The organism is Haloarchaeobius marinus (assembly GCF_051207415.1).
Classification (GTDB): Archaea; Halobacteriota; Halobacteria; order Halobacteriales; family Natrialbaceae; genus Haloarchaeobius.
This window is the reverse complement of sequence record NZ_JBPKGD010000002.1, coordinates 788,963-810,545: the sequence shown is the minus strand read 5'-3', so window position 1 is coordinate 810,545 and position 21,583 is coordinate 788,963. Positions and strand designations below refer to the sequence as shown.

Genomic DNA, 21,583 nt, shown 5'->3' with positions numbered 1-21,583 from the left:
GCGGGCCTCACTCCCGTTCGAGTCGGTCCAGCGCCGCCTCGAAGTGCTCCTTCCGGATGACGAGGTCGGCGGTGCGTTCGTTGGCCTCCTCCGGTGGGATACCTTCGGCGAGTTCGCGGATGGCCCGCATCGAGGCGTCGCGGACGAGGGCGTCGATGTCCGCCCCGGTCAGTCCCTCCGTCGCGGCCGCGAGTTCGTCGAGGTCGACGCCGTCGCCCAGCGGTTTGCCGTCGACCTTCACCTCGAGTATCTTGCGACGTCCGGCCTCGTCCGGTTCGGGCACGAGGATGTGCGTGTCGAGTCGCCCCGGTCGCAAGAGCGCGTCGTCGACGTAGTTCCGGCGGTTGGTCGCCGCGAGGACGACGAGGTTGGGGTTCTCCGCGAGACTGTCGAGTTCGGTGAGCAACTGCGAGACGACGCGCTCGGTCACCTCGTGGGTGTCGGTCCCGCGCTGGCCGGCGACGGCGTCGACCTCGTCGAGGAAGAGGATGGAGGGTGCCGACTGTCTCGCACGCTCGAACACCTTCCGGACCGCCTTCTCGGACTCGCCGACGTACCGGTCGAGCAACTCGGGGCCGTCGACGCGGATGAAGTTCACGCCCGACTCGCCGGCCAGCGCACGCGCCAGCAACGTCTTCCCGGTCCCGGGCGGGCCGTGGAGCAACACGCCGGAGGGCGGCGTGGTCCTGGCCGCCTCGAACAGCGGTCCGTACGCCAGCGGCCACTCGATTGCCTCGCGGAGCGTCTGTTTCGCCTCCTCCAGGCCGCCCACGTCCGAGAAGTCGACGTTGGGTTTCTCGGCGACGTACTCGCGCATCGCCGACGGTTCGACCGACGCGAGCGCCCCCTCGAAGTCCGACCGGGAGACGACCGGGTTCCGGTTCCACTCGGCACGGTCGGTCTCTTCGGTCGGGCGGTTCCGGATGGCAATCATGGCCGCCTCGCTGACGACGCTGTCGAGGTCGGCGCCGACGAATCCGTGGGTCCGACGGGCGATGAGGTCCAGGTCCACGTCGTCGGCCAGTGGCATCCCCCTGGTGTGGACGTCGAGTATCTCGCGTCGGCCGGCCTCGCCGGGGACGCCGATCTCGATCTCGCGGTCGAAGCGCCCGCCGCGGCGCAGGGCCGGGTCGATGGCGTCGACCCGGTTGGTCGCCCCGATGACGACCACGTCGCCGCGGGATTCGAGGCCATCCATCAGCGAGAGCAACTGGGCGACGACGCGGTTCTCGACGTCGGCGTCCTCGTCGCGCTTGCCGGCGATGGAGTCTATCTCGTCGAAGAAGACGATGGAGGGCGCCTCGTCGCGGGCCGCCTGGAAGGTCTCGCGTATCTTCTCCTCGGACTCGCCCTTGTACTTCGACATTATCTCCGGCCCGGAGACGTGGTGGAACGAGGCGTCGACCTCGTTGGCGACGGCCTTGGCGATGAGCGTCTTCCCCGTCCCTGGCGGGCCGTACAGCAGGACGCCACGGGGCGGGTCGATGTTGAGTTTCCGGAACAGGTCAGGTTCGGACAGCGGGAGTTCGACCATCTCCCGGACCAGTTCCAGTTCGTCGTCCAGGCCGCCGATGTCCTCGTAGGTGACGCCGCCGGGTTCGCCCGACGCCTCACCCGACGCCGCACCGGTGTCGGTCCCGGATGGCCGCGGCGTCGGGCCGCGGGCCCGCCCGCTGTCGACCGATATCTCGGTGCTGGAGGTGATGCGAACCGGCGAGTCGGGCGTCGTCTCGACGATTCGGAACGGTTCGCCGGAGATGCGTTCGAGTCGGATGCGCTCGCCCACGCTGACGGGGTGGCCCTCCAGGTCGCGGGTGATGGCGCGCTGTATGATGCCGGCGGGGACGCTCTCGAGCGAACTCGGCGGCTGGAGCCGGATCGTGGCCGCGTCCTCGACGTCCTCCGCGTAGACCCTGACCGTGTCGCCGACGCTGGTGCCAGCGTTGGCCCGCGCGTCGGCGTCGATCTGGATGACGCCGTCGGGGACGTCGCCGTCGGCGGGCCAGACCTTCACGACGGTCCGCCCCGACCCCTCGACGAAGACGGTGTCGCCGCTCAACACCCCGAGCGCCTTGCGGGCGGATTCGGGGACCCGGGCGACGCCGCGGCCGGCGTCGCGCTTCTCGGCGGCGCGCACCGTCAACAGCAACTCGTTCCGTCCCTCGGAACTCATGGTCGCTAGTTTTCATCGGACGCTCTTGAGAATTGTCCTCCGGGACCGTGACAACGCGCCGTCATCCCGGGAAAACGCAATGGTGCTCGCCGACGTTGTGTGTGGTATGGTAGCAACGACAGAACGCGACGACGCCACGTGGTACCAGTGCGAGGCGTGCGGGCTGTTGTTCGACGACCGGACCGACGCCCGGATGCACGAATCGGACTGCGACGGCGAAGAGCCGTCGTACATCCAGTAGCGGGACCTAGAGTCGGCCGCGGTGCTCCTCGGCGAGTTCGGCGGCCTGCTCGCGGGTCTGTACGGTCGTCCAGCGGACCTTGCTGGCGTCGCGGTACGAGAGGGCGGACTTCAGCTCGTCGCGGAGGACGCCGTGGCCCACCTCGACGACGGTTCCGTCCTCGTCGCCGAGTTCGTACACGCCGAGGCGGTCCGGCACCTCGCCGAGCGTCGCGCGTTCGAACGGCTTCCACCGCGTTCGCAGGGGCACTCTCAGACGACCTCGTAGGAGTGCTCGCTCATCTCGTCCTCGGCGAAGACGAACACGCGACCCCGGGCGGTCTCGGGGTCCGCCTCGACGACGACCGAGTGGCCCTCGGCGCGTGCCGTCACGCCCGGGAACAGCTCCTCCGACTGGCCGGGGTCGAGGAAGACCCGACCGACGCCCGTCGATTCGAGGATGTCGTCGTGCGTGTTGCGGTCGTTGACGTACATCATCACGCCCTCCGTCTCCGTCGGGTCCGTGACCAGCACCTGTGCGTGCTTGCCCGGTGGACACCGCACGGTCCCGTCTCGCTTCTCGGGCACGCCGTTGTAGAACACCTCCCGGCCGTCGACGTACTCGACGACCACACCGCCCTCCTGCAACTCGACGCCCAGCGTACTCGGGGCGACGTCGCTCCGGTGGCTCATGCGTGGCGGTTGGTCGCCGGCGTGGAAAAGCGACGCGATACCCGGTCGTCACACGAGTCGGAACTGACGGCAGGTACTGAACGCACCACAACCCCCAAGTCTCCGTCCGACCTCCGGGCGAGCATGGACGGTCACGGTCGCGCGGTCGCACCCGCCGCCGGAACGGTGCTGAACGCGCTCGCAACCGGTCGCGGCGCCGCCTTCGCCATCGACCTGGAGACGACGGCCACGGTCGACCTCGACGGGAGCGGCGAGTACCGTGGCGAAGTCGCCGACGCACCGGACGCTGACACCGCCCTCGTCGAGCGCTGTGCCGAACTCGCGGTCGTCGAGTGGGGCGACGGCGAGGGTGCGACGGTCCGCACCGAGAGCGAGGTGCCGATGGCGGCCGGCCTCAAGAGTTCGAGCGCGGCGGCCAACGCGACGGTGCTCGCGACGGCGGACGCCCTGGGCGTCGACCCCGACCCGCTCTCGGCCTGCCGTATCGGCGTGAAGGCGGCCCGCGACGCCGGCGTCACCGTGACCGGCGCGTTCGACGACGCGAGTGCGAGCATGCTCGGCGGCGTCACCGTGACGGACAACGACCGGGACGAGTTGCTCGCTCACGAACCGGTCGACTGGAACGTGCTGGTCTGGTGGCCCGACGCACGGTCGTTCAGCGCAGACGCCGACGTCGAGCGCTGTCGACGGGTCGCCCCACTCGCGGACCTCGTCACCGACCTCGCGCTCGACGGGCGCTACGGCGAGGCGATGACGGTCAACGGCTTCGCGTTCTGTAGCGCACTCGGCTACCCGACCGACCCGTTGCTGGAGGGGATGCCCGACGTCGACGGTATCTCGCTCTCGGGGACCGGCCCGAGTTACGTGGCCGTCGGGACGACGGACGCACTGGAATCGCTCGCCGAACACTGGAACGACCGAGACGGAACCACATGGCACACGACGACACGAACGGACGGGACCCGGACGACATGACCCTCGCGGAACTCCGCGACGAGATAGCCGACATCGACCGCGAGATGGTCGAACTCATCGCGCGACGGACGTACGTCGCCGACACCATCGCGCAGGTGAAGGCCGAACAGGACCTGCCGACGGTCGACGAGGGACAGGAACGGGCGGTCATGGACCGTGCAGGCGAGAATGCCGAACGCTTCGACGTGGACTCGAACCTCGTGAAGGCCATCTTCCGGTTGCTCATCGAGTTGAACAAAGTTGAGCAGCGAGAGTCCCGCTGAGGTAATCTGATTTCACGGGTTCGACGTCCTCCAGAAGCATCCCAGGAACGATACACGAAACGGGTTCACCGAAAGACACAGTATTCTGTGTACACAAAGTTCCCTGTATGCCCACGATCACGGTCAACGTCGACGACGACCTCAAAGAGCGAATGGAGGAGCACCCAGAGATTAACTGGAGCGAGGTCACCCGCCAGGCTATCCAAGAGAAGATCGAGACGCTCGACGTGATGAACGAGCTGACGTCCAAGAGCGACCTCACCGAGAGCGACGTTGCGGAGATCGCTGACAAAATCAACGAGAGCGCACGCCAACGCGTCGAAGAAGACTCGGAGTAATCTCGACGGATGAAGCTGGTTGTCGATGCCAACGTCGTCATCTCCGCACTCGTCGCTGACTCAAAAACACGCGAACTCATCGTTACACTCGAGCCCGATCTCTTTACACCCGAGTTCGTCCACGACGAAATCGGGAACTACGAGGAGCTGATCGTCGAGAAGTCAGGGATGACTCCAGATCGAGTCGCACAGTTTATCGACCTCCTCTTCCAGTATATCGAAGTCGTTCCCGCCAGCGAGTTCTATCTGTATATCGAGGAGGCCGACGCGGCAATCGGCGACACCGATCCGGATGACGTATTGTACGTCGCGTGTGCTCTCGCCAGCGACGCCGATATTTGGAGCGATGACTCCGATTTCGAGGAACAGGATGTCGTTGAGGCCTACACGACGAGCGACGTGATCAACTCGTTCGACACGCTCTAGCCGATCCAAACAGTGGCCTGTAGAATGCGGGAGTACTTTCTTTTATATACGGCAGCAATAGGAAGTCTGTTACGCCCGTATTCGCTGTTCTGGGAGTGAATCAAGAGCCAATTTCCACGAGATTCCATCATGGATTTCAGCTACCTGAACAAAGTCGAGCAGCGAGAGTCCAGCTGAAAAGGGTATTTTACCGTTTTAGGGCACAAGCCGGGCGTCTCCCGATTTTTGTTCGGTCGCGTGCGTGAAGTCGAATGAGTGCCCTCTAGTGAGAGTGACCCTCTCAAGATCGACATTCGTCCCGGAAATCGGTGTCTCAGTCCAGTTCGAGACTCAGTTTCAATGCTTCGTCCACCTCGGCCATGGTCGACTCGCTCAGACTCCCGACAACCGAGTGAATCCGCTTTTCGATAGAGACGACGCTAATCTGGTCGAGGCGAACTGAGGAGTCCTTCTCGAACGGTGACCCATCCTCTTCGACCAGCACCTCGAACGGATAGCCTCGATGCGTACCTGTCGCCGGAGCAACGATTGTCGTACTGGAGTTGCGATTTCCAATATCGTTCTGCACGATCACCGCAGGTCGAGTCTTTGTCATCTCGTGACCTTCGGCAGGGTCGAGACGAACGACTACGACATCGCCACGCCGAACCTCGGTATCGTCGCTCATTCATCGAGTCCGTTCCACGCCTCGTCAGATGTTCCCTCCCACTCCTCGGCAAGATTGTCGGTACTCTCGGAAGCCTCGCGGTACGCGGCGGCTAGTTCGTCCTCGTCGGGTCGGTCAGATTCAACTTCGACGACGGCGACAGTCACGCGTTTGTTCGCGTACTCCGTCCCGAGGTAGATTCGACCTCGGTCGTCGGTCTCGTTGGTTCGCAGGTCGTGAGCATCCACTTTCGTCATGTTACCCGCTACGACTCACTTCTGGATAAGCCTTACCCACTATTACCCACAGAGATTGTTTCTCCGTGAACGCACCATGGATTTTAGATATCTGAACGAAGTGGCGCAATGAGAGAGTCAGAGACCGGCATCCCGTTGCGCTTCAATTGACATCTTCCCCGGCCTGAAGGGCGAGGATTCCCGACCGCGGTTGGGATACTGTGGATTTCACCTCGTGTTAAGCAGATGGGGCCAGTACGTGGAGACATGGGAGAGACCTCACGTTCAACGCTCGGGGATACGTCTATCTCGACCGGAAATCCCTGGGTGTTCTTTGGCGTGACATACGCCATCACCTGGGGGTTCTGGCTGGCGGCAATCGCTCTTGGGCTGCGTTTCGATAGTGCCGCAGGACTCGCGTTGCTACTGCTGGGGCTTACTGGCCCAGGGGTTGCCGGTATCGGCTTCGTATACCTCGTCTACGATGAGCGAGGAAGGGCTGATTTCTGGAATCGGCTCACGCAGGTTCGCCGAATCGGCGTCAAGTGGTTCCTCGTCATACTCTCGGTTCCAGTGGCCGTGACCCTCGTCGCTGCGGTAGCAGATACGCTACTGGGTGGTCCGGGCGCCGTGTTGGGTGAAGGAGTGCAGGAGTTCGGCGTCAATCCACTGGCGATCCTGCCAGCGCTGTTCTTCGCGACGCTCCCACCCATCCTCGAAGAACTGGGATGGCGAGGCTACGCACTAGACCGGCTACAACTGGACTGGTCAGCGTTGAGTGCCAGCTTGATTTTGGGCGTTGTCTGGGCTGTCTGGCACCTCCCCCTGTTCTTCATCGGCGGGTCGTTTCAGGCCGAGAGTGTCGGGTTCGGGACGATAGGGTTCTGGTTGTTCATGATCGGGATTGTAGCACTCTCGGTGACGTTCACGTGGGTCTACAACAATACCTCTCGCAGCATCCTCGCTATCATCCTGTTCCACGGATGGGTGAACTTCGTCTCCGAATCCATCGAGGTCGGGGACTTCTTCTACTACTCTCACTGGGTACTGCTCGCAGTGTTACTTACAGCCATCTGGGGGCCGAAAACGCTGACAAACGCCGGAGAAGTGCCACGACCGCCACCGCAATGTGATTCGTGACACTCGTGTGTGAACCGTCTCCGACGTCACGGGAGTCGAACGAGTCGCTGAGTCGCCCGAGTAGGCGAGGGCGGCGGGTCCGACGGAGGACGCGCATCGTTTCGCGTACCTGTGTCAAGACAGTGGTAGTAGTGTCCGAAGTTATCACCCGGTGCCAGCTCGTAGTAGTTGATAGCGAGGTCGGTCGTCCCGAGCGCTGCCGATAGCGGACGGAACACGGCACCGGAGCTCGTGTGCGAATCCACGTTCGAAATTTCGACTTTCTTCATCGGTTGCGGTCGTCCGGGTGACGGGATACCCGTTCCGAACGGACGTCTCTCGTCACGACGGTCCGATACGATTCACCCGACCAATGTCACCCCGATGAGCGTGCCGACGCCGTACGTGAGCACCGCAGCGGCGAGCCCGATACCGACCTGTCTGAACCCCGAGTAGAGGATGCTCCGCCCAGTCAGTAGCGTGATGCCGGCACCGATCGCGAAGAGCGCGAGCGCACTCAGTACCAAGCTCGATCCGATCGCCGTGAGGCCGGTGAGGAGGAAGAACGGGAGAACCGGGACGATCGCACCCAGGGCGAAGAGAACGAACGAGGCGGCCGCGGCTTCCCACGCCGAGCCGCCGAGTTCCTCGGGGTCGATGCCGAGTTCCTCTCGGGCGAGTGTGTCGAGGGCCGCCTCCTCGTCACGGACGAGCCGTGCAGCGAGCGATTCCGCCTGCCCCTTCGGGAGGCCCTTCGCCTCGTAGATGAGCGCCAGTTCCCGCTCCTCCTCTTCGGGTATCTCGCCCAGCTCTTCCGCCTCGATGTCGATCTGGCGCTGGTAGAGCTCTCGAGAACTCTGGACCGAGAGCCACTCGCCCATCGCCATGGACCCCGCGCCCGCGACGAGTCCAGCGAGACCCGTGACCAGTATCGTTCCGGATTCGAGAGCCGCCCCCGCGACACCCATCACGAGACTGAGGTTCGAGACGAGGCCGTCGTTCGCACCGAGCACCGCCGCACGGAGGGCGTTCCCGCTCGTGGCGCGATGGCGTCCCTCTAACCGGGCCAGCACGCCGCCTTCGGCCCCTCGTCCCGGCACCCCCTCGATGGTCGCCAACAGTCTGTCGTGCGAGCGCTCGTCCGCTGGCAATCCGGTCCCGTCCGTTTCTGGTTGCATCGCGTACCCCCGGCCGCCCGCGACCTCACCCGTTCGCATCGTCGAGAGGACGACGCCGGGACCGAAACGTCTTGCCAGCCACGCAAGTGCCCTCGCTCGAACGGTCGGTCCGGGGTTCGGTTCGTTCACCCCGGCCTCGTCGAGTCTCTCGGCCCAGAATTCTGCGTGTCGGGCCTCCGTCTCGGCCAGTCGTCGGTACACCTCGGCGAGTTGCGGGTGCGACTCCGCCTCCGCCATCGCGCGGTAGACCGCCGCACTATCGATCTCGTCCTGCCGGTTTCGGCGGTACCGCGCGGTAGCGTCCTCGTTCGCCATCGTTGGTTCCTATTCGTCGGAGTGTTATATTGGTACTGAGAACTCGTCTCTCACGCAGAGCGAGTGACGGCCTGCTGGAGGCCGGTCATCCGTCGGACTCGGTCTCCTCGTCGTCTTCCGTCGTCGCCGTCGTTTCCGTCGTCTCGTCGTCGGAGTCGGTCTCCTGCCAGTCGTCGGTGGATTCGGTCTCGGACTCCGTCTCGGTCGTCGTCTCCCGTTCGTCGTCCTCCTCATCGTCGGTCTCTTCCACCTCGGCTTTGTCGCCGTCGCCCTCGTGAGCTTCCTCGGTCAGGACGAGTTTACCGTCCTGGATGGCGTACGTCAGTTCGATCTCGAACGCTCCCTTGACGACGTCGAGTTCCAGTCGCTCGGTCGCGGTCGTGTCGACGGTGAACGCCACGGTCCCGTCCGAATCCGTGGTTCCGACGGCCCGGTCGTTCACGTAGACGGACGCGTTCTCGACGCTGTCGCCGTCGTAGTCGACGGTCGCGGTCACGGCGTCGCCGTCGAGGGTCGCGTCCACGTCCAACATCCGGAAGACATCGTCGCCGTCGTCCGCTCCGAACTCGAACTCGAGCCCACCATCGGAGTCGGCGGTCCGGGCAGTGAGGTCTGCCTCGCCGGACGCAGGTAGCGCCACCTCGACCGTTCCGTCGGCGTCGGTCGTCCCAACGGCCCGGTCGTTCAGGGAGACGGTGACGTCATCGGCAGGGTCGCCGTCGGCGAGAACCTGCACGCGAATCGTCTCGTTCGGTGCGGGCGTTCCCTCGACGACGACCATCACGAGTTCGCCGTCCCCGTCGACCTCGTGGTCTTCGTCGTCTTCGGCATCGTCCTCGTCGCCGCGAGCATCGATCTCCTCGTCGAGGGCGAAGACGGTACCAGAGGAGCCATCGACGGCCACCTGGGCCTCGCCCGTCAGTTCGGACGCGTTCCGGAGCGAGAACGCGAACTCGAAGGCACCGTCGTCCTGCTTCACCGTCGACCCGGTGAGGGTCCAGGTCCCCGTCTCGAGGTCGGAGAGCGCCGCCCGTGCGGTCTCGAGGGCGTCGGACTGGCTCACGGTGAGGTCGTCGTCGGTGTCGCGCGGGCGTTCGAACTCGCGGGACCGTTCGCCGTCTTCGCTCTCGACCTCGATGGAGAGGCCGTTCTCGGTCTCGAGTCGAATCTCGCCCTCGGACTCGCCGGTGAACTGTTCGAGCAGCGCGTGCGTCCCGGTCCCGCTGACGCTGCGCAGGTTCTCGACGGCTGCGTCGATTGCGGACTGGTCGACGCCGGCAGCCCTGAGTTCGAGTGCCGAGCGGTTCGCCGCCCGCCGCTGTAGCTGTTCGTAGCTGTCGAGCAGGTTGGACGCGCGGGCGTTCAGGGCGGCGAGTCGCTGTGCGTACTCGGACCCGGATAGCTCCCCGTCCCGGTAGGCCTCCGTCGCCGCCTGGTACTCCCGGCTGATGGCTTCGTCGCGGTCACGAAGTTCGTCCGCCCGCTCCGCGATGGCTTCGGTCTGTTCGTTCCCACTCGCCCGCTCGAGGGAGATATCGAAGGCGGTGTTCTCGAAGTCGGTCTGCACCTCGTCGCTCGATACGCCGATGACCGTCGAGAGTTGCTGGCCGACCGTGACGTTCACGCTCGACTGTGCGTCCTGTACTGCCATCGCGGCTGGCGTGCCCTGGCCGTCGCTCGCCGAGGCCTGGGTGGAACTCGTCGAGAGCGCCATCGTCGGGACGGCGGTCCCGACCACGACGAGCACCGCGAGCAGTACGGAGCCGAATGCCGTTCGGTTCATCGTTGGAGGGAGCCACGTCCCAGCAGGTCATAAACCGTCGAGATAGTGAGTGTGGATTGCGGACGTTTGCACCCACTTGCACGCGTAGAGCGTGGGATGGAGCCGGGAGACGGCACGTTCGAGACGGTGGGTGGGAGGGAGTTCCGACGCCAGGGACGCGGTGCGAGTCACGACCGGGCCTACCGGGTTCGGTGGCTTCGGTCCTCTCGACGTGGGGTGTCCCGCTTGCAGCCCTCGTCGCTCCTGGGGCTGGTTCGGGGGACTCGCCGTGGCTTCCGGGCGGTCCGTCGGAACGTCTCCGTCCACGATTCGACCGACGTTCGGACCGATTTGCAGCCACTTGCAGTCGTTTCGCATGGCTTCCGTCGAGTTGTAGACGAAATTCGGTGGGAGTATCGTTTCCGTTTATTGTCATACCGATTCGAGCTGTGAGTGCAATGGATTTCACAAAGATCCTCACTGCCGGCCTGGTGCTGCTGATGGCCGCCGGCGGTGTCGCCGCGACCGGCGCAGGTGTTGGCAACCCAGTCGCGTTCGACGACGCGACGGAGACGACGAACGTCGACGCACACGCGACGTACGACGACGGGCTGATCATCGTCACCGTGACCGACGCTGGTGACCCCATCCAGGACGTAAGCGTCTACGCCGACGGCGAGACGGTCGGCACGACCGACGAGGACGGGACTGTCACGTTCGAGGCCAGCTCGAACGACGACGTCGAGATCGAACTCGTCGGGGACGGCTTCGAGGGCGAACTCGTCTACACCATCCAGGACGGGGAGCTGACCCTCGAGGACGAGGACTACGAGTACGAACGCGAGGACGAGTCCGACGACGACGACTCCGACGCTGAAGAAGACTCTGAGGATGCAGACGACGACTCCGACGACGACGACTCCGACGCTGACGACGACTCCGACGACGACGACTCCGACGCTGACGACGACTCCGACGCTGACGACGAATCCGACGCTGACGACGAATCTGACGCCGACGACGAATCCGACGCTGACGACGAGTCCGACGATGCGTCCGACGACGACACTATCACCGACGAGGTCGACGACGACGCTTCCGACGATAGTGCTGACTCCGAGGACATCGACGGCTCTTCTGACGACGACGAAGACGACTCCGACGACAGCACCGACGCCGAAGAAGACGCTGACGAGGACTCGTCCTCGTCGTTCTGAAGCGCCCCAGGTGCGATTTTTTACGACCACCCGGTGCAGTAGGCCGACGTCACTGCTAGCTACGGCCGGCGGACTCTCTGGATGCAAAACCGTGAACGAGAAAGCCAAACGACTTATGCGAGCTCTGTCGAAACGAATCGCTATCTGGATGGCTGTGTCGAAGGGCCCCGGTTCGACGACGGTCGTGTCGATCGCCGTCGTCGGACTCCTGCTGGGCGGGATGGTCGCTCCCGTAGCGACCGCCGACGTTGCCCAGCAGACCCAGCCCGAGACCGACAACACCGTGACGCGGATCGAGATAGACGAGAACGGGTCGGCCCGCTGGACGATTCAGATACGGACTCGACTCGACACCGACCAGCGCGTCGACGAGTACGCCGCCTTCCAGGCCCGGTTCAGGAACGACACGTCGCAGTATCTCGGTCCGTTTCGAGACCGGATGCAGGGGGTGGTCGCAAACGCGGCGAACGTGACCGGGCGCGAGATGCGAGCGACCGACTTCACCGCGTCCACCAGCATCCAGGAGGTCCCGCGACGGTGGGGGAGCGTCACCTACGAATTCACCTGGACGAACCTCGCAGCCCAGCAGAACGGACGACTCGTGGTGGGCGACGTTTTCCAGGGCGGGTTCTTCATCGCGGCGAACGACACGCTTCAGCTAGTCGCCCCCACAGAGTACGAGATCGGCGACACCGAACCGGAACCGGACAGTCTGGAGGGGGACGTGGTGACGTGGAACGGCAGGGAAGATTTCTCCGACGCACATCCACGCGTCGTGTTCGCCCCGGCCTCGGGCCAGCATGGCCCGTCTGACGAGACGGACGACGACGTGGGCTCACCACTCGAGGACCTCGGCGGCCCGGTCGTGCTCGGCGTCGCTGTCGTCGGCCTGCTCGGACTCGTCGCAGTCGTCGTCTCCCGCCAACGGGACGGGACGACTGGCGGCACCCCCGGGGAACCGACGGTCGAATCGGGTGCGGCACCACCTCCGACCGATGAACGGGAGGGAGCCCCCGAAGAGACGGAATCGGCGGAAGCCGTCATGACTGACGAGGAGCGGGTCCTCGACCTGCTCGAAGCCAACGGGGGGCGAATGCGCCAGGCGGCCATCGCCGAGCGATTCGACTGGTCCGCCTCGAAGACGTCCCGCATCGTCGGGAAACTGGCGGACGGCGACGCGGTCGAAAAACTGCAACTGGGTCGTGAGAACCTGGTGGACCTCGTCGACGACGAGTGACAGCGACTGGTCGTTTCTACACCGCGTTCACGTGCCGAGTCCCGGTGACGTGCTTCTCGCCGCGAGCAACGGCGCGTCAAGCGGGTTGTGGCGTGCTGGCCCGGACAGCACCGCTGGCGAATCCACGATGGAGCTTCAGCTGTGGGGAGGTTCGATATGGGATGCGCCCGTAGCATCCGTATGGAGCAGATCCGTGGCCAGGAGGTCGCCGACGGTGTGTATCGATTCGGCACGCGGCGTATCAACTGGTACGTCGTCGAAGAGACCGGCGCGCTCACCGTCGTCGACGCGGGACTCCCCGGCCACTGGCGACTGCTGGTCGAGGGAGTCGACGCACTCGGGTACACGTTGTCCGATATCGAGGCCATCCTCCTCACGCACGGCGACCTCGACCACGTCGGCTTCGCCGAGTGGCTCCGACAGGCCGCCGACGCACCGGTGTGGATTCACCCGGCAGACGTCCAGCGTGCCAACTCCGTCTCCCGGTCGCTCCCGCCCGTCGAGTTCCTGAAGGTGCTCTGGCGGCCCGCGGTGTTCGCGTACTTCGTCGAGGTCCTTCGTTCGGGGGTCGGGTCGGTACCGAAACTCACGGCGTTCGAGACGTTCGAAGACGGCGACGAACTCGACGTACCGGGGCATCCGACGGTGATCCACGTCCCCGGCCACACTGCCGGTTCGGTCGCGTTCTACCTGCCGGACCGGGACGTCCTCTTCTGCGGCGACGCCCTGATGACGTACGACGTCCGAACCGGCCAGCCAACCGAACCAGCCGTGTCGCCGCCCGTCCACTACGATGCGCAGAAGGCCCGGTCGTCGCTTCGGAACCTCGAATCGTGTGGCGACGTGGTGTTGCTACCGGGCCACGGCGAGCCATGGAGCGGGAACGTCGCCGAACTCGCGTGACCCCGATACCCAGTCGCTATCTGCCCGCCGTCACGCGAGTCCCTTCAGGAGGGTCCCAACCGTGTAGGCGACGAGGGCGGCAGCCATCCCGACGACGAACATCTCGCCGCCGTTGACGTACCATCGCCGGGCGGTCACGAAACTCCGGCTGGCCCCGACGAGAAAGAACGTGAGCCCAGTGAACGCGACCGAGAGGGGGAAAGCGGGGGCGAGTTCGAGGATGTAGGGGATCAGCGGCGCCCACCCGGCGACGACGAACGCGAGGAACGTGACGAACGCCGTCCGTCCCGGCGACTTTCCATCCCGGAGCGAGTCCATCTCTTCGCTCTCCTGGCCGGTCTGGGAGCGCTGGTAATCCATCTCAGAGCGACGGCTGAGGTAGTTGCTCATCCCCATCGAGAACCCGTCGGCGAAGAGGTTCGCAGCACCGAGGATGAGAACGATCGACGGGTTGAGCGCGGCCCCGGCGACCCCGGACACGACCGCGAACGTGGTCACGATTCCGTCGTTCGCTCCGTAGATGACCTCGGCGAGGTAGCGTCCGGACGAGTCGACCTCGTCCCCGAGAAACCGTTCGAGCATAGTGGGTAAACGGCGACTGACCGCAAAGTATCGTCGGTCCGACGCGGGGGTTCCCCTGCGGGACCCGGCTATCGCCACCTGCAGAGCTATGCTAGTGAGGCACGTAGTTCGGGTACGATGCCAGTCGTCGCGTGCAACGGGGCAGACACCTACTACGAGGAGTACGGCGAGGGACGACCGATCGTCTTCCTCCACGGGGCGTGGGCGGGGCTCAGGTTCTTCCAGTCGCAGTTGCGGGGCCTCTCGGACGACTACCGCACGCTGGCGTTCGACTTCCGGGGTCACGGGCGGTCGGAGAAGACGGAGGCGGGACACACCCTCTCGCAGTACGCCCGCGACCTCCGGGCGTTCCTCGACAGCCTGGACGTCGACGATGCGGTCCTGGTCGGGTGGTCGCTGGGCGCGCTCGTGACCTGGGAGTACGTCGACCAGTACGGGACGGACGGGGTACGGGCGCTCGTCGACGTTGACATGGAGCCAGCGCCGGGGGACTGGAGCGACGACAGCGAGGGTCGATACGACGCAGAAGCCCTGCGGGACATCCACGTCGCCATCCAGGACGACCACTGGGGCGTCTCGGAGCGGAGCGTGGAGGCCCTGCTCAAGGAACCACCGTCCGACGAGGTCAGGACCATGATGTTCGACGAGACGACCCGGTGCCCGCCGTCGGTCATGAGTGCGATAATCCTCGACGCGACCACGTGCGACTACCGGGACGTCCTCACCCGGGTCGACGTCCCGACCCTGGTCTGTGCCGGTACGGACGAGAAGTGGCGAACCGTCGCCGCCGTCGAACCCGTCGCCGAACTCGTCGAGGACGCAAGGTTCGAACTGTTCGAGGAGAGCGGACACTGCCCGACCGTCGAGGAACCCGACCGGTTCGACGACGTCATGCGCGACTTCGTGAACTCGCTGTAGCGACGCCGTCCACGCCGGCCCTCGCGGACGGGGCGAGTCTCGGCGACGCCGTCACCCCTCGCCGTAGAACAGGATGCGTCGGCACTCGGGACAGACGTAGGGGATGGGCCTGAGCATCTCGTCGACCCGCGGAACGCCGAGGAGGCCGTCGGACGACTTGTCAGACACGACGTGGACGTCGTCGAAGGTGCCGCCTAGCTCCAGCTCCATCTCCGTCAGCGGTTCGTCGCAGTCGGGACAGGTCCTCTCGGAGGACATAGTGGCCATACGCTAGTCGGTCGGCAAAGGTCTGTTGCTACGCGTGGCCGGGTCGAACGGACCCGGTGGCGTCGCTCTCCGACCGGGCGACGACGCCCGTCCCGAGTTCGTACGGTGTCCGAAAAATTCCGGGTCGCGTCAGCTCGACTTCGAGCGAGCCTGTTCGGTCTCGGTCGTGCCCGCGCTCTCGCCCGAGGCCTTGAACGTGTCGAGTCCGATGACCGAGTTGAGGGGGCACTTCTGTGTGACGGCGGTCGCGGTGAGTACGACGCCCACGAGGAGCGCGACCACCGCGACGACCACCCCGACTGTGCCCGCCGCGATTGTCAGTACGTCGCCGAGCGCCGCGAGCCCGACGAGGATCAGTACCGGTCCGAGCACGAATCGTGCGAGACGGTCGTAGCCGCCAACGTTCTTCTCCATGTGGAATACACCAAGCTAGAGATACGACGGCTGTGATATTAAGCTAGGCCCCGCGGAAGGCTCGGTCGTTCCGAAGGGCGTCAGTACTCCCAGAGACGTTCGACGCGCGAGTCGACCTCGGGATGTGCCTCTCGGAGCGTCTCGACGTCGGTCTCTCCGTCGACGTTGACGACGTGGACCTCCCCTCGGCGCCCCGAGTAGACGTCCTGGAAGTCGTAGACGACGCCGACGACGTCCACGTCCGGGGGGACGTCGTCGCTCGCCAGGAGGAACTCGACCTGTCTGTCGACGTTGTACTCGACGAGCCGATTTATCGCCGCCTCCCGGTCCAGGTCGTCGGGGAGTGCCTCGACGCCGGCTTCGAGTCGCGGCTTCAGCAGGTCGAGACAGTGAGCGATGCCGGGGGGCTGGGGCTCGTCGTCGCCGTCGGTGGTCAGCGCGTCGTACGTCGCCGTCACGGCCCCACAGCCGGTGTGGCCGACGACGACGACGGTCTCCGTCCCGGTGTGGACGACCGGGTAGAGGACGTCCCCCGAGACGACGTCGCCGGCGTCGGTCCGCTGGACGACGCGGTTCCCGATGTTGGCGCAGGTGAAGATGCGCCCGGGTTCGTCGTTCCCCCACATGTGGTCCTGCAGGACCCTGGAGTCGGAACAGCAGACGGTGACGACGTCCGGGTGCTGGGAGTCCTGTACGTCGTCGAAACGAGACTGGGAGGCGCTCGCGTGGTCCGCGTTCCGGTGCAACAGTTCGACGAATGCCTCTCGCATGGTCGGCCAGACGGGTCCCCCCGTGATAGTCCTTCGACTTCTGCGAGCGCGACGACCGAACCGGTGACTCGCCGACCAGCCTTTTTCCGCCCGAGCGCCGTATCACCCGGTAGCGACGCATGCTCTCGACGCTCGTCATCTACGGAACCGGCGAAGGGCAGACCGCGAAGGTCGCCGACCGCATCGTCGACGTGTTCGAGGCACGCGGCCACGAGGCCACCGCCGTCGACGCCGCCGAGCGCCCGGCAGACCTCGACGTCGAGTCGTTCGATGCCGTCTGCGTCGGGGCGTCGGTCCACGTGGGCAGACACCAGCGGGCGGTTCGCGACTTCGTGACCGCACACCGGGAGGCCCTCGCCCAGCGCCCGACGGCGTTCTTCCAGTTGTCCCTGTCCTCCGCCGTGACCGACGAGGACCGACGGGCCGAGGCGGCGACGTACGTCGACGGGTTCCTCGAGTCGACCGGCTGGCACCCCGACCGGATCGGACTGTTCGGCGGCGCGCTCCGGTACTCGAAGTACGGCTTCGTCGAGCGCCTGGTGATGAAACAGATCGCGAAGGGTGCCACCGGCGACACGGACACGTCGCACGACTACGAGTACACCGACTGGCACGAGGTCGACGCCTTCGCCGCCGACTTCGCCGCGTTCGTGGAGGCGCGACTCGGCGTGACGCCACCCGGCGACGGAAGCGCCGACGCGCCCAACACGAACGCACCCGACTGACGGCGTCGCGGCCCCGCCGGTCGCGGCACGGCTCAGAGCCGGTAGAGGACGGCCTCGTACGGGCGGAACTCGCGCCCTGCCGGGGGCGTGGATGCGTCGTCGTAGTTGGCGACCACCACGTCGGCGTCGGCCGCGTCGACGGCCGCCCCCTCGAACGTCGCGGGGTCCCCGGACCAGTTGAGCACGACCAGCAGTCGGTCGTCGCCGAGCGTCCGGGTGTAGGCGTAGAACTGCTCGTGGTCGGGGAGCAGGAGGTCGTAGTCGCCGTAGACGAGCACGTCCTCGTCGTGCCTGAGGTCGACGAGCCGACGGTAGAAGTGCCAGACCGAGTCCTCGTTGGCCATCGCCGCCTCGCAGTTCACCTCGGCGTAGTTCGCGTTGACCTTCAGCCAGGGGTCGCCGTCGGTGAAACCGGCGTTCGAGTCGTCGGACCACTGCATGGGGGTCCGCGAGTGGTCGCGCGTCCGGTAGTTCACGAGGTCGTGAATCTCCGCGTAGGAGTCGATGGCACCGGACGCGAGCAGTCGTTCGACCATGCCGACGGTCCAGGTGTCGTCGACCTCGTCGAGGCTCCGGAAGTCCGCGTTCGTCATCCCGAGTTCGTCGCCCTGGTAGACGAACGGCGTCCCCCGCATCGTCAGGAGGAACGTCGCGATGAGTTTCGCCGACCGCTCGCGGTACGCACCGTCGTCGCCGAAGCGCGAGACGATGCGTGGCTGGTCGTGGTTCCCCAGGTACAGGGAGTTCCAGCCCTCGTCCCGGAGTCCGTCCTGCCAGCGCGTCACGACCGCCTTGAACTCACGGAGGTCCCAGTCGCCCCACTCCTCGACGTCCCAGCGGCCCCGTGGACCCTCGTCGAGGCTCATGTGCTCGAAGTGGAATATCATGCTCAGGCCGTCGCCGTCCTCCCCGAGGTACTCGCCGGCCTCCTCGACGGGCGTCCGAGGCATCTCCCCGACGGTCACGATGTCGTAGTTCGAGAACGTGGTGTCGTACAGTTCCCGGAGGTACTCGTGGACGCGCGGGCCGTCGACGTAGTGCTCCGCGCCGACCGGCGAGTTGTCCGGGTCGCCGTCCGGGAGGCCGTCGGCCTTCGAGATGAAGTTGATGACGTCCATCCGGAAGCCGTCGATGCCCTTCTCCAGCCACCACGTGACCATCTCCCTGACGTCCTCGCGCACGTCGGGGTTCCGCCAGTTCAGGTCCGGTTGCTTCGCGTCGAACAGGTGGAGGTACCACTGTTCGCGCACCTCGTCGTAGGTCCACGCCGGGCCGCCGAAGTTGGACTCCCAGTTGTTCGGTGGCTGGTCCGGTGGCCCGTCGCGCCAGTGGTAGTAGTCCTCGTACCCGGGGTCGCGCCGGCGAGACCGCTGGAACCACTCGTGTTCGTCCGACGTGTGGTTGACGACGAGGTCCATGATGAGTCGGATGTCCCGCTCGTGGAGCGCGGAGCACAGCGTCTCCCAGTCGGTCATGTCACCGAACGCGGCCAGGATGGACCGGTAGTCGCGGATGTCGTAGCCGTTGTCGACGTTGGGCGAGTCGTACACCGGACAGAGCCAGACGACGTCGACCCCGAGCGAGTCGAGGTAGTCCACCTTCTCGACGATGCCCGGGATGTCACCGACGCCGTCCCCGTCGCTGTCCCTGAAGCTCCGCGGGTAGATCTGGTAGACGACGGCCTCCTTCCACCAGCGACGGTCGAGCGGTCGCTCGTCGGACGAGACGGACGTGCGCATACTGCTGTTGTCGGTACTGTCGGTGGTGTATCTTACTCTGGGCTCGCCAGGGTGCCCGTGCATACGCAGGGACCGCGACGGGCGGTGAACCACCTCGACGCGGCCGTGCCATCAGAAGTCCGCCCGGTGCAACCAGTCGACGCTGGCGAGGACGAACCACGCCATCCAGACGACGAACGAGGCCAGTCCCGCACCGTAGTACGCCATCGGTGACCGGACCGCGGCCGCGACGGCGACGAGGGCGACGACCAGTCCGAGCGCGACGAGGTTGCGTCGCCAGTCGGTCAGCGCGGCGACCAGCGCGTCCTGTGCGTCAGTCACGACACCGAGTTCGCCGACGGCGACCAAATAGCTGTGGTCGGGTCAGCGACCGCGCCGGCGACCGAGTGCGACGACGACGAGCGCCGCGACCAGTGCACCTGCCACGCCGAACCCGGGCACCGCCCCCGACGCGGACCCGCCGTCGGCCGTCGTCGCCGACGCGTTCGGCGTCCCCGTCGACGTGTCCGCCGGTTCGCTCGTCGGTTCGGGCGTGTTGATGAGTGGTTGCGTCGTCGCCTGCGCGTCGGCCACCTTCTCGACGGCGAACCGCGTGGCGACCGGGTCCCCGCCGACCGAGAGCGGGGCGTCGGACCGGGGACCGTCGGTCCCGTCGCGCTCGTAGATTGCGACATGTACCCGCGGCGTGTCGCCGACGGCGAGCGACTCGAAGTACGATGCGTCGAGTTCGACGGTCGGGCGCTCGTGGACGCCCGGGTCGAGGGCGCGGGTACCGACGACGTCGCCCGGCGTGCCGCCCTCGATGGGGCGGACGACGAGGGTGCCGGGGCGGTCGAGTTCGACGCGCGAGACGGTCAGCGACGGCGAGTCGATTCGCTGGCCGTCCACGTCGGCGGCGAGGACCCGGGCCGACCCGGCGTCGCTCTTGCGGACCGGGACGCGGGCACGGACCGGGCCGCCGTGGAACCCCTCGACGGGCCGGTCGACGCGCGGGTCGAACTCGCCGTCCCCGTCGGTGTCGCGGTGCAGGACGACCCAGTACGTCCGGTTCCCCTGGTGGTCCTGCCAGTGCTGGGCGTCTATCTGGACCGGGAAACCGGTGTGCAAGCCCTGGGGAAGGGTCACGTTGCCGACCGGGCGACCGGGCTGGCCGGCCTGGTCCTGGTGGACGACCAGGAAGCCACCGGAGAGGCTGTACAGGGACTCGACGACGACGGTGCCGTCGTCGCTGACCTGCGGGTCGACGCTGACGTGGTTGCCGTGGGCGGCGACCGGGGTCACGAACGCGCCGAGAGCGGCCGTCGAGGCCAGCACGAACGCGAGCAGGAGGGCGAGTGCTCGACGCATGTCTCGTCGTGCGGGACGGCCGGGCAAAGAAGTGTCGCTAGACCGTGAACGACGCGCCGTCCATCTGCAGGAAGGCGCGTTCGTACCCCTCGTGACGGCCGACCTGTGGCGGGGTGACGACGGTCAACGACACCTCGTCGCCGGCCCGGACGCCATCGACCGGGACGCCGTAGTGGTACTGCAGCGTCGGGTGGACGGCCCGGTTCAGCGCGCCCTCGTACACGGTCTCGCCGTCGCGGGTGACCGTCGCGTCGAGCGACATCATCGGTAACACGAGGTCGTTGTACCGGGTCCGGGCGGAGACGTAGAGGTACGACCCCGCGTCGCCGGCGAGTTCGCCCCCGGTGTAGCCGAGGACCAGTTCGGCGTCGTCGAGGCGCTCGCTCCCGACTGTGGTCCCGGGGAGGGACTCCGTCGTAGGTGCGACGCCCGTGGGCATCGCGTTCATCTCCATGGGTCGAATCGCGCCGGGGTTTCCGGCCGCGTCGAGTTCCGCGACGGTCAATTGGTCGCGGACGTCCTGGTCGAAGTCGAACTCGATCTCGGCGGTCGCGGCCTCGTCGAAGCGACCGGCGAACGAGCCGAGTCGCTCGATGGACAGCGGGCTGGTGGAGACCCGGGCGGTGAAGGTGCCGTCGCCACCGAGCGAGAAGTTCCCGCCGTAGTGAAAGCCCATGCGCTGGGAGAGCATCGGGTAGATGACCTCCTCGCTGACGAGGTCGCCGTCCCGGAGCACCTCGACGGTCACGCCCGTCTCGGGGAGGACGACGTTCGTCTCGCCGTCCCAGACCTGGGCCATCAGGTGGACGGAGTGGCGCGATTCCTTCCGGTTCACGGTTCGCTCGGTCCCCGTGACCGTCCAGAAGGTGTGCGGGACGGCGAGCAGCAGGCCGACCTCGTAGTCGCCCGCCGTCGCCGTCCCGGACGACACCATGCCCTCGCGGAAGGACTGGACGTAGACGCCACTCGGCCCGTCGGGGGCCGCGGTGCTGGTCGCGGTGTCCGTCAGCGTGTCGGTGGGCGCGGCCGTGTCGCCGTCTCCGATGCAACCGGCGAGGCCGGCGACGGCGACGCCAGGGAGGGTACGGAGGAGCTGGCGGCGTTGCATGCCGTCGTCTAAC

26 protein-coding genes are annotated in these 21,583 nt (G+C 66.2%); 11 read left to right on the top strand and 15 right to left on the bottom strand.

From position 1 onward, the window contains the following. Positions 1 to 7 precede the first annotated feature (7 nt). Positions 8 to 2,173 carry an AAA family ATPase gene (locus tag ACSC1W_RS10120; protein ID WP_435347181.1) on the bottom strand — a complete coding sequence of 722 codons (2,166 nt, stop codon included), beginning with the start codon at positions 2,171 to 2,173 and terminating at the stop codon, positions 8 to 10. Between the two features lie 106 nt (positions 2,174 to 2,279). On the opposite strand from ACSC1W_RS10120, the gene ACSC1W_RS10115 reads away from it, so the two are divergent. Continuing rightward, positions 2,280 to 2,414: a DUF7128 family protein gene (locus ACSC1W_RS10115; RefSeq protein WP_435347180.1), complete on the top strand. Its 135-nt coding sequence runs from the start codon at positions 2,280 to 2,282 to the stop codon at positions 2,412 to 2,414. A 6-nt stretch (positions 2,415 to 2,420) separates the two neighbouring features. Here the strand turns inward: ACSC1W_RS10115 and ACSC1W_RS10110 are convergent, their stop codons facing one another. Both ACSC1W_RS10110 and ACSC1W_RS10105 read right to left on the bottom strand, forming a co-directional pair. Beyond that, on the bottom strand, positions 2,421 to 2,663 hold the full coding sequence (locus ACSC1W_RS10110) for a DUF7508 domain-containing protein (protein ID WP_435347178.1): 243 nt from the start codon (positions 2,661 to 2,663) through the stop codon (positions 2,421 to 2,423). Positions 2,664 to 2,665: 2 nt separating this feature from the next. Continuing rightward, on the bottom strand, positions 2,666 to 3,085 hold the full coding sequence (locus ACSC1W_RS10105; RefSeq protein ID WP_435347177.1) for a DUF5796 family protein: 420 nt from the start codon (positions 3,083 to 3,085) through the stop codon (positions 2,666 to 2,668). 123 nt (positions 3,086 to 3,208) lie between these two features. On the opposite strand from ACSC1W_RS10105, the gene ACSC1W_RS10100 reads away from it, so the two are divergent. From ACSC1W_RS10100 to ACSC1W_RS10085, 4 genes are all read left to right on the top strand, one after another. Beyond that, entirely contained in the window at positions 3,209 to 4,060 is an 852-nt protein-coding gene (locus ACSC1W_RS10100; RefSeq protein WP_435347175.1) for a shikimate kinase, read from the top strand. Further along, positions 4,018 to 4,323 (top strand): chorismate mutase, encoded by a 306-nt coding sequence (locus ACSC1W_RS10095; RefSeq protein WP_435347173.1) that lies wholly within the window; start codon positions 4,018 to 4,020, stop codon positions 4,321 to 4,323. Before ACSC1W_RS10100 ends, ACSC1W_RS10095 begins: the two co-directional genes overlap by 43 nt. Positions 4,324 to 4,430: 107 nt before the next feature. After that, a complete protein-coding gene (locus ACSC1W_RS10090; RefSeq protein ID WP_435347172.1) occupies positions 4,431 to 4,661 on the top strand; it encodes a hypothetical protein in 231 nt (76 codons plus the stop codon). A 9-nt stretch (positions 4,662 to 4,670) separates the two neighbouring features. Beyond that, the gene (locus tag ACSC1W_RS10085; RefSeq protein ID WP_435347171.1) at positions 4,671 to 5,087 is read left to right on the top strand and encodes a PIN domain-containing protein; all 417 of its coding nucleotides are present in this window, start codon (positions 4,671 to 4,673) and stop codon (positions 5,085 to 5,087) included. A 313-nt stretch (positions 5,088 to 5,400) separates the two neighbouring features. On the opposite strand, the gene ACSC1W_RS10080 is transcribed toward ACSC1W_RS10085, so the two are convergent. Continuing rightward, positions 5,401 to 5,754: a type II toxin-antitoxin system PemK/MazF family toxin gene (locus ACSC1W_RS10080; protein ID WP_435347169.1), complete on the bottom strand. Its 354-nt coding sequence runs from the start codon at positions 5,752 to 5,754 to the stop codon at positions 5,401 to 5,403. Next, positions 5,751 to 5,990, bottom strand: a complete 240-nt coding sequence (locus tag ACSC1W_RS10075) for a hypothetical protein (RefSeq protein ID WP_435347168.1) — start codon at positions 5,988 to 5,990, stop codon at positions 5,751 to 5,753. Before ACSC1W_RS10075 ends, ACSC1W_RS10080 begins: the two co-directional genes overlap by 4 nt. A 246-nt stretch (positions 5,991 to 6,236) precedes the next feature. Between ACSC1W_RS10075 and ACSC1W_RS10070 the strand changes: the two genes are divergently transcribed. Then, complete coding sequence (locus ACSC1W_RS10070; RefSeq protein ID WP_435347166.1) at positions 6,237 to 7,109, top strand: CPBP family intramembrane glutamic endopeptidase; 873 nt, start codon at positions 6,237 to 6,239, stop codon at positions 7,107 to 7,109. A gap of 341 nt (positions 7,110 to 7,450) precedes the next feature. On the opposite strand, the gene ACSC1W_RS10065 is transcribed toward ACSC1W_RS10070, so the two are convergent. Together ACSC1W_RS10065 and ACSC1W_RS10060 are read right to left on the bottom strand one after the other, a co-directional pair. Beyond that, complete coding sequence (locus ACSC1W_RS10065) at positions 7,451 to 8,581, bottom strand: VIT1/CCC1 transporter family protein (protein WP_435347165.1); 1,131 nt, start codon at positions 8,579 to 8,581, stop codon at positions 7,451 to 7,453. Positions 8,582 to 8,666: 85 nt separating this feature from the next. Further along, positions 8,667 to 10,364, bottom strand: a complete 1,698-nt coding sequence (locus ACSC1W_RS10060) for a DUF7096 domain-containing protein (RefSeq protein ID WP_435347164.1) — start codon at positions 10,362 to 10,364, stop codon at positions 8,667 to 8,669. 437 nt (positions 10,365 to 10,801) lie between these two features. Between ACSC1W_RS10060 and ACSC1W_RS10055 the strand changes: the two genes are divergently transcribed. The 3 genes from ACSC1W_RS10055 (at position 10,802) to ACSC1W_RS10045 (ending at position 13,700) form a co-directional block, all read left to right on the top strand. Next, positions 10,802 to 11,560: a hypothetical protein gene (locus ACSC1W_RS10055; protein WP_435347162.1), complete on the top strand. Its 759-nt coding sequence runs from the start codon at positions 10,802 to 10,804 to the stop codon at positions 11,558 to 11,560. Positions 11,561 to 11,744: 184 nt separating this feature from the next. Next, a complete protein-coding gene (locus tag ACSC1W_RS10050; protein ID WP_435347160.1) occupies positions 11,745 to 12,797 on the top strand; it encodes a helix-turn-helix transcriptional regulator in 1,053 nt (350 codons plus the stop codon). A 180-nt stretch (positions 12,798 to 12,977) separates the two neighbouring features. Further along, positions 12,978 to 13,700, top strand: a complete 723-nt coding sequence (locus tag ACSC1W_RS10045; RefSeq protein ID WP_435347159.1) for an MBL fold metallo-hydrolase — start codon at positions 12,978 to 12,980, stop codon at positions 13,698 to 13,700. A 30-nt stretch (positions 13,701 to 13,730) separates the two neighbouring features. Here the strand turns inward: ACSC1W_RS10045 and ACSC1W_RS10040 are convergent, their stop codons facing one another. After that, positions 13,731 to 14,282, bottom strand: coding sequence for a VIT1/CCC1 transporter family protein (locus tag ACSC1W_RS10040; protein ID WP_435347158.1), 552 nt, complete (start codon positions 14,280 to 14,282; stop codon positions 13,731 to 13,733). A gap of 117 nt (positions 14,283 to 14,399) precedes the next feature. Between ACSC1W_RS10040 and ACSC1W_RS10035 the strand changes: the two genes are divergently transcribed. Continuing rightward, positions 14,400 to 15,200: an alpha/beta fold hydrolase gene (locus ACSC1W_RS10035; protein WP_435347156.1), complete on the top strand. Its 801-nt coding sequence runs from the start codon at positions 14,400 to 14,402 to the stop codon at positions 15,198 to 15,200. Positions 15,201 to 15,251: 51 nt separating this feature from the next. Here ACSC1W_RS10035 and ACSC1W_RS10030 read toward each other — a convergent pair whose 3' ends face one another. The 3 genes from ACSC1W_RS10030 to ACSC1W_RS10020 form a co-directional block, all read right to left on the bottom strand. Further along, positions 15,252 to 15,458, bottom strand: coding sequence for a hypothetical protein (locus ACSC1W_RS10030; protein ID WP_435347154.1), 207 nt, complete (start codon positions 15,456 to 15,458; stop codon positions 15,252 to 15,254). Between the two features lie 138 nt (positions 15,459 to 15,596). Next, on the bottom strand, positions 15,597 to 15,881 hold the full coding sequence (locus ACSC1W_RS10025; protein ID WP_435347152.1) for a YgaP family membrane protein: 285 nt from the start codon (positions 15,879 to 15,881) through the stop codon (positions 15,597 to 15,599). An 80-nt stretch (positions 15,882 to 15,961) separates the two neighbouring features. Beyond that, on the bottom strand, positions 15,962 to 16,651 hold the full coding sequence (locus ACSC1W_RS10020; protein WP_435347150.1) for a carbonic anhydrase: 690 nt from the start codon (positions 16,649 to 16,651) through the stop codon (positions 15,962 to 15,964). 119 nt (positions 16,652 to 16,770) lie between these two features. On the opposite strand from ACSC1W_RS10020, the gene ACSC1W_RS10015 reads away from it, so the two are divergent. After that, complete coding sequence (locus ACSC1W_RS10015; protein WP_435347149.1) at positions 16,771 to 17,376, top strand: flavodoxin domain-containing protein; 606 nt, start codon at positions 16,771 to 16,773, stop codon at positions 17,374 to 17,376. 32 nt (positions 17,377 to 17,408) lie between these two features. On the opposite strand, the gene ACSC1W_RS10010 is transcribed toward ACSC1W_RS10015, so the two are convergent. The 4 genes from ACSC1W_RS10010 to ACSC1W_RS09995 form a co-directional block, all read right to left on the bottom strand. After that, on the bottom strand, positions 17,409 to 19,115 hold the full coding sequence (locus ACSC1W_RS10010; RefSeq protein WP_435347147.1) for a glycoside hydrolase family 13 protein: 1,707 nt from the start codon (positions 19,113 to 19,115) through the stop codon (positions 17,409 to 17,411). Positions 19,116 to 19,226: 111 nt separating this feature from the next. Beyond that, a complete protein-coding gene (locus tag ACSC1W_RS10005; protein ID WP_435347145.1) occupies positions 19,227 to 19,436 on the bottom strand; it encodes a hypothetical protein in 210 nt (69 codons plus the stop codon). A 42-nt stretch (positions 19,437 to 19,478) separates the two neighbouring features. Continuing rightward, positions 19,479 to 20,462 (bottom strand): DUF7282 domain-containing protein, encoded by a 984-nt coding sequence (locus ACSC1W_RS10000; RefSeq protein ID WP_435347143.1) that lies wholly within the window; start codon positions 20,460 to 20,462, stop codon positions 19,479 to 19,481. Between the two features lie 37 nt (positions 20,463 to 20,499). Further along, positions 20,500 to 21,570 carry a DUF7350 domain-containing protein gene (locus ACSC1W_RS09995; RefSeq protein ID WP_435347141.1) on the bottom strand — a complete coding sequence of 357 codons (1,071 nt, stop codon included), beginning with the start codon at positions 21,568 to 21,570 and terminating at the stop codon, positions 20,500 to 20,502. Positions 21,571 to 21,583 lie beyond the last annotated feature (13 nt).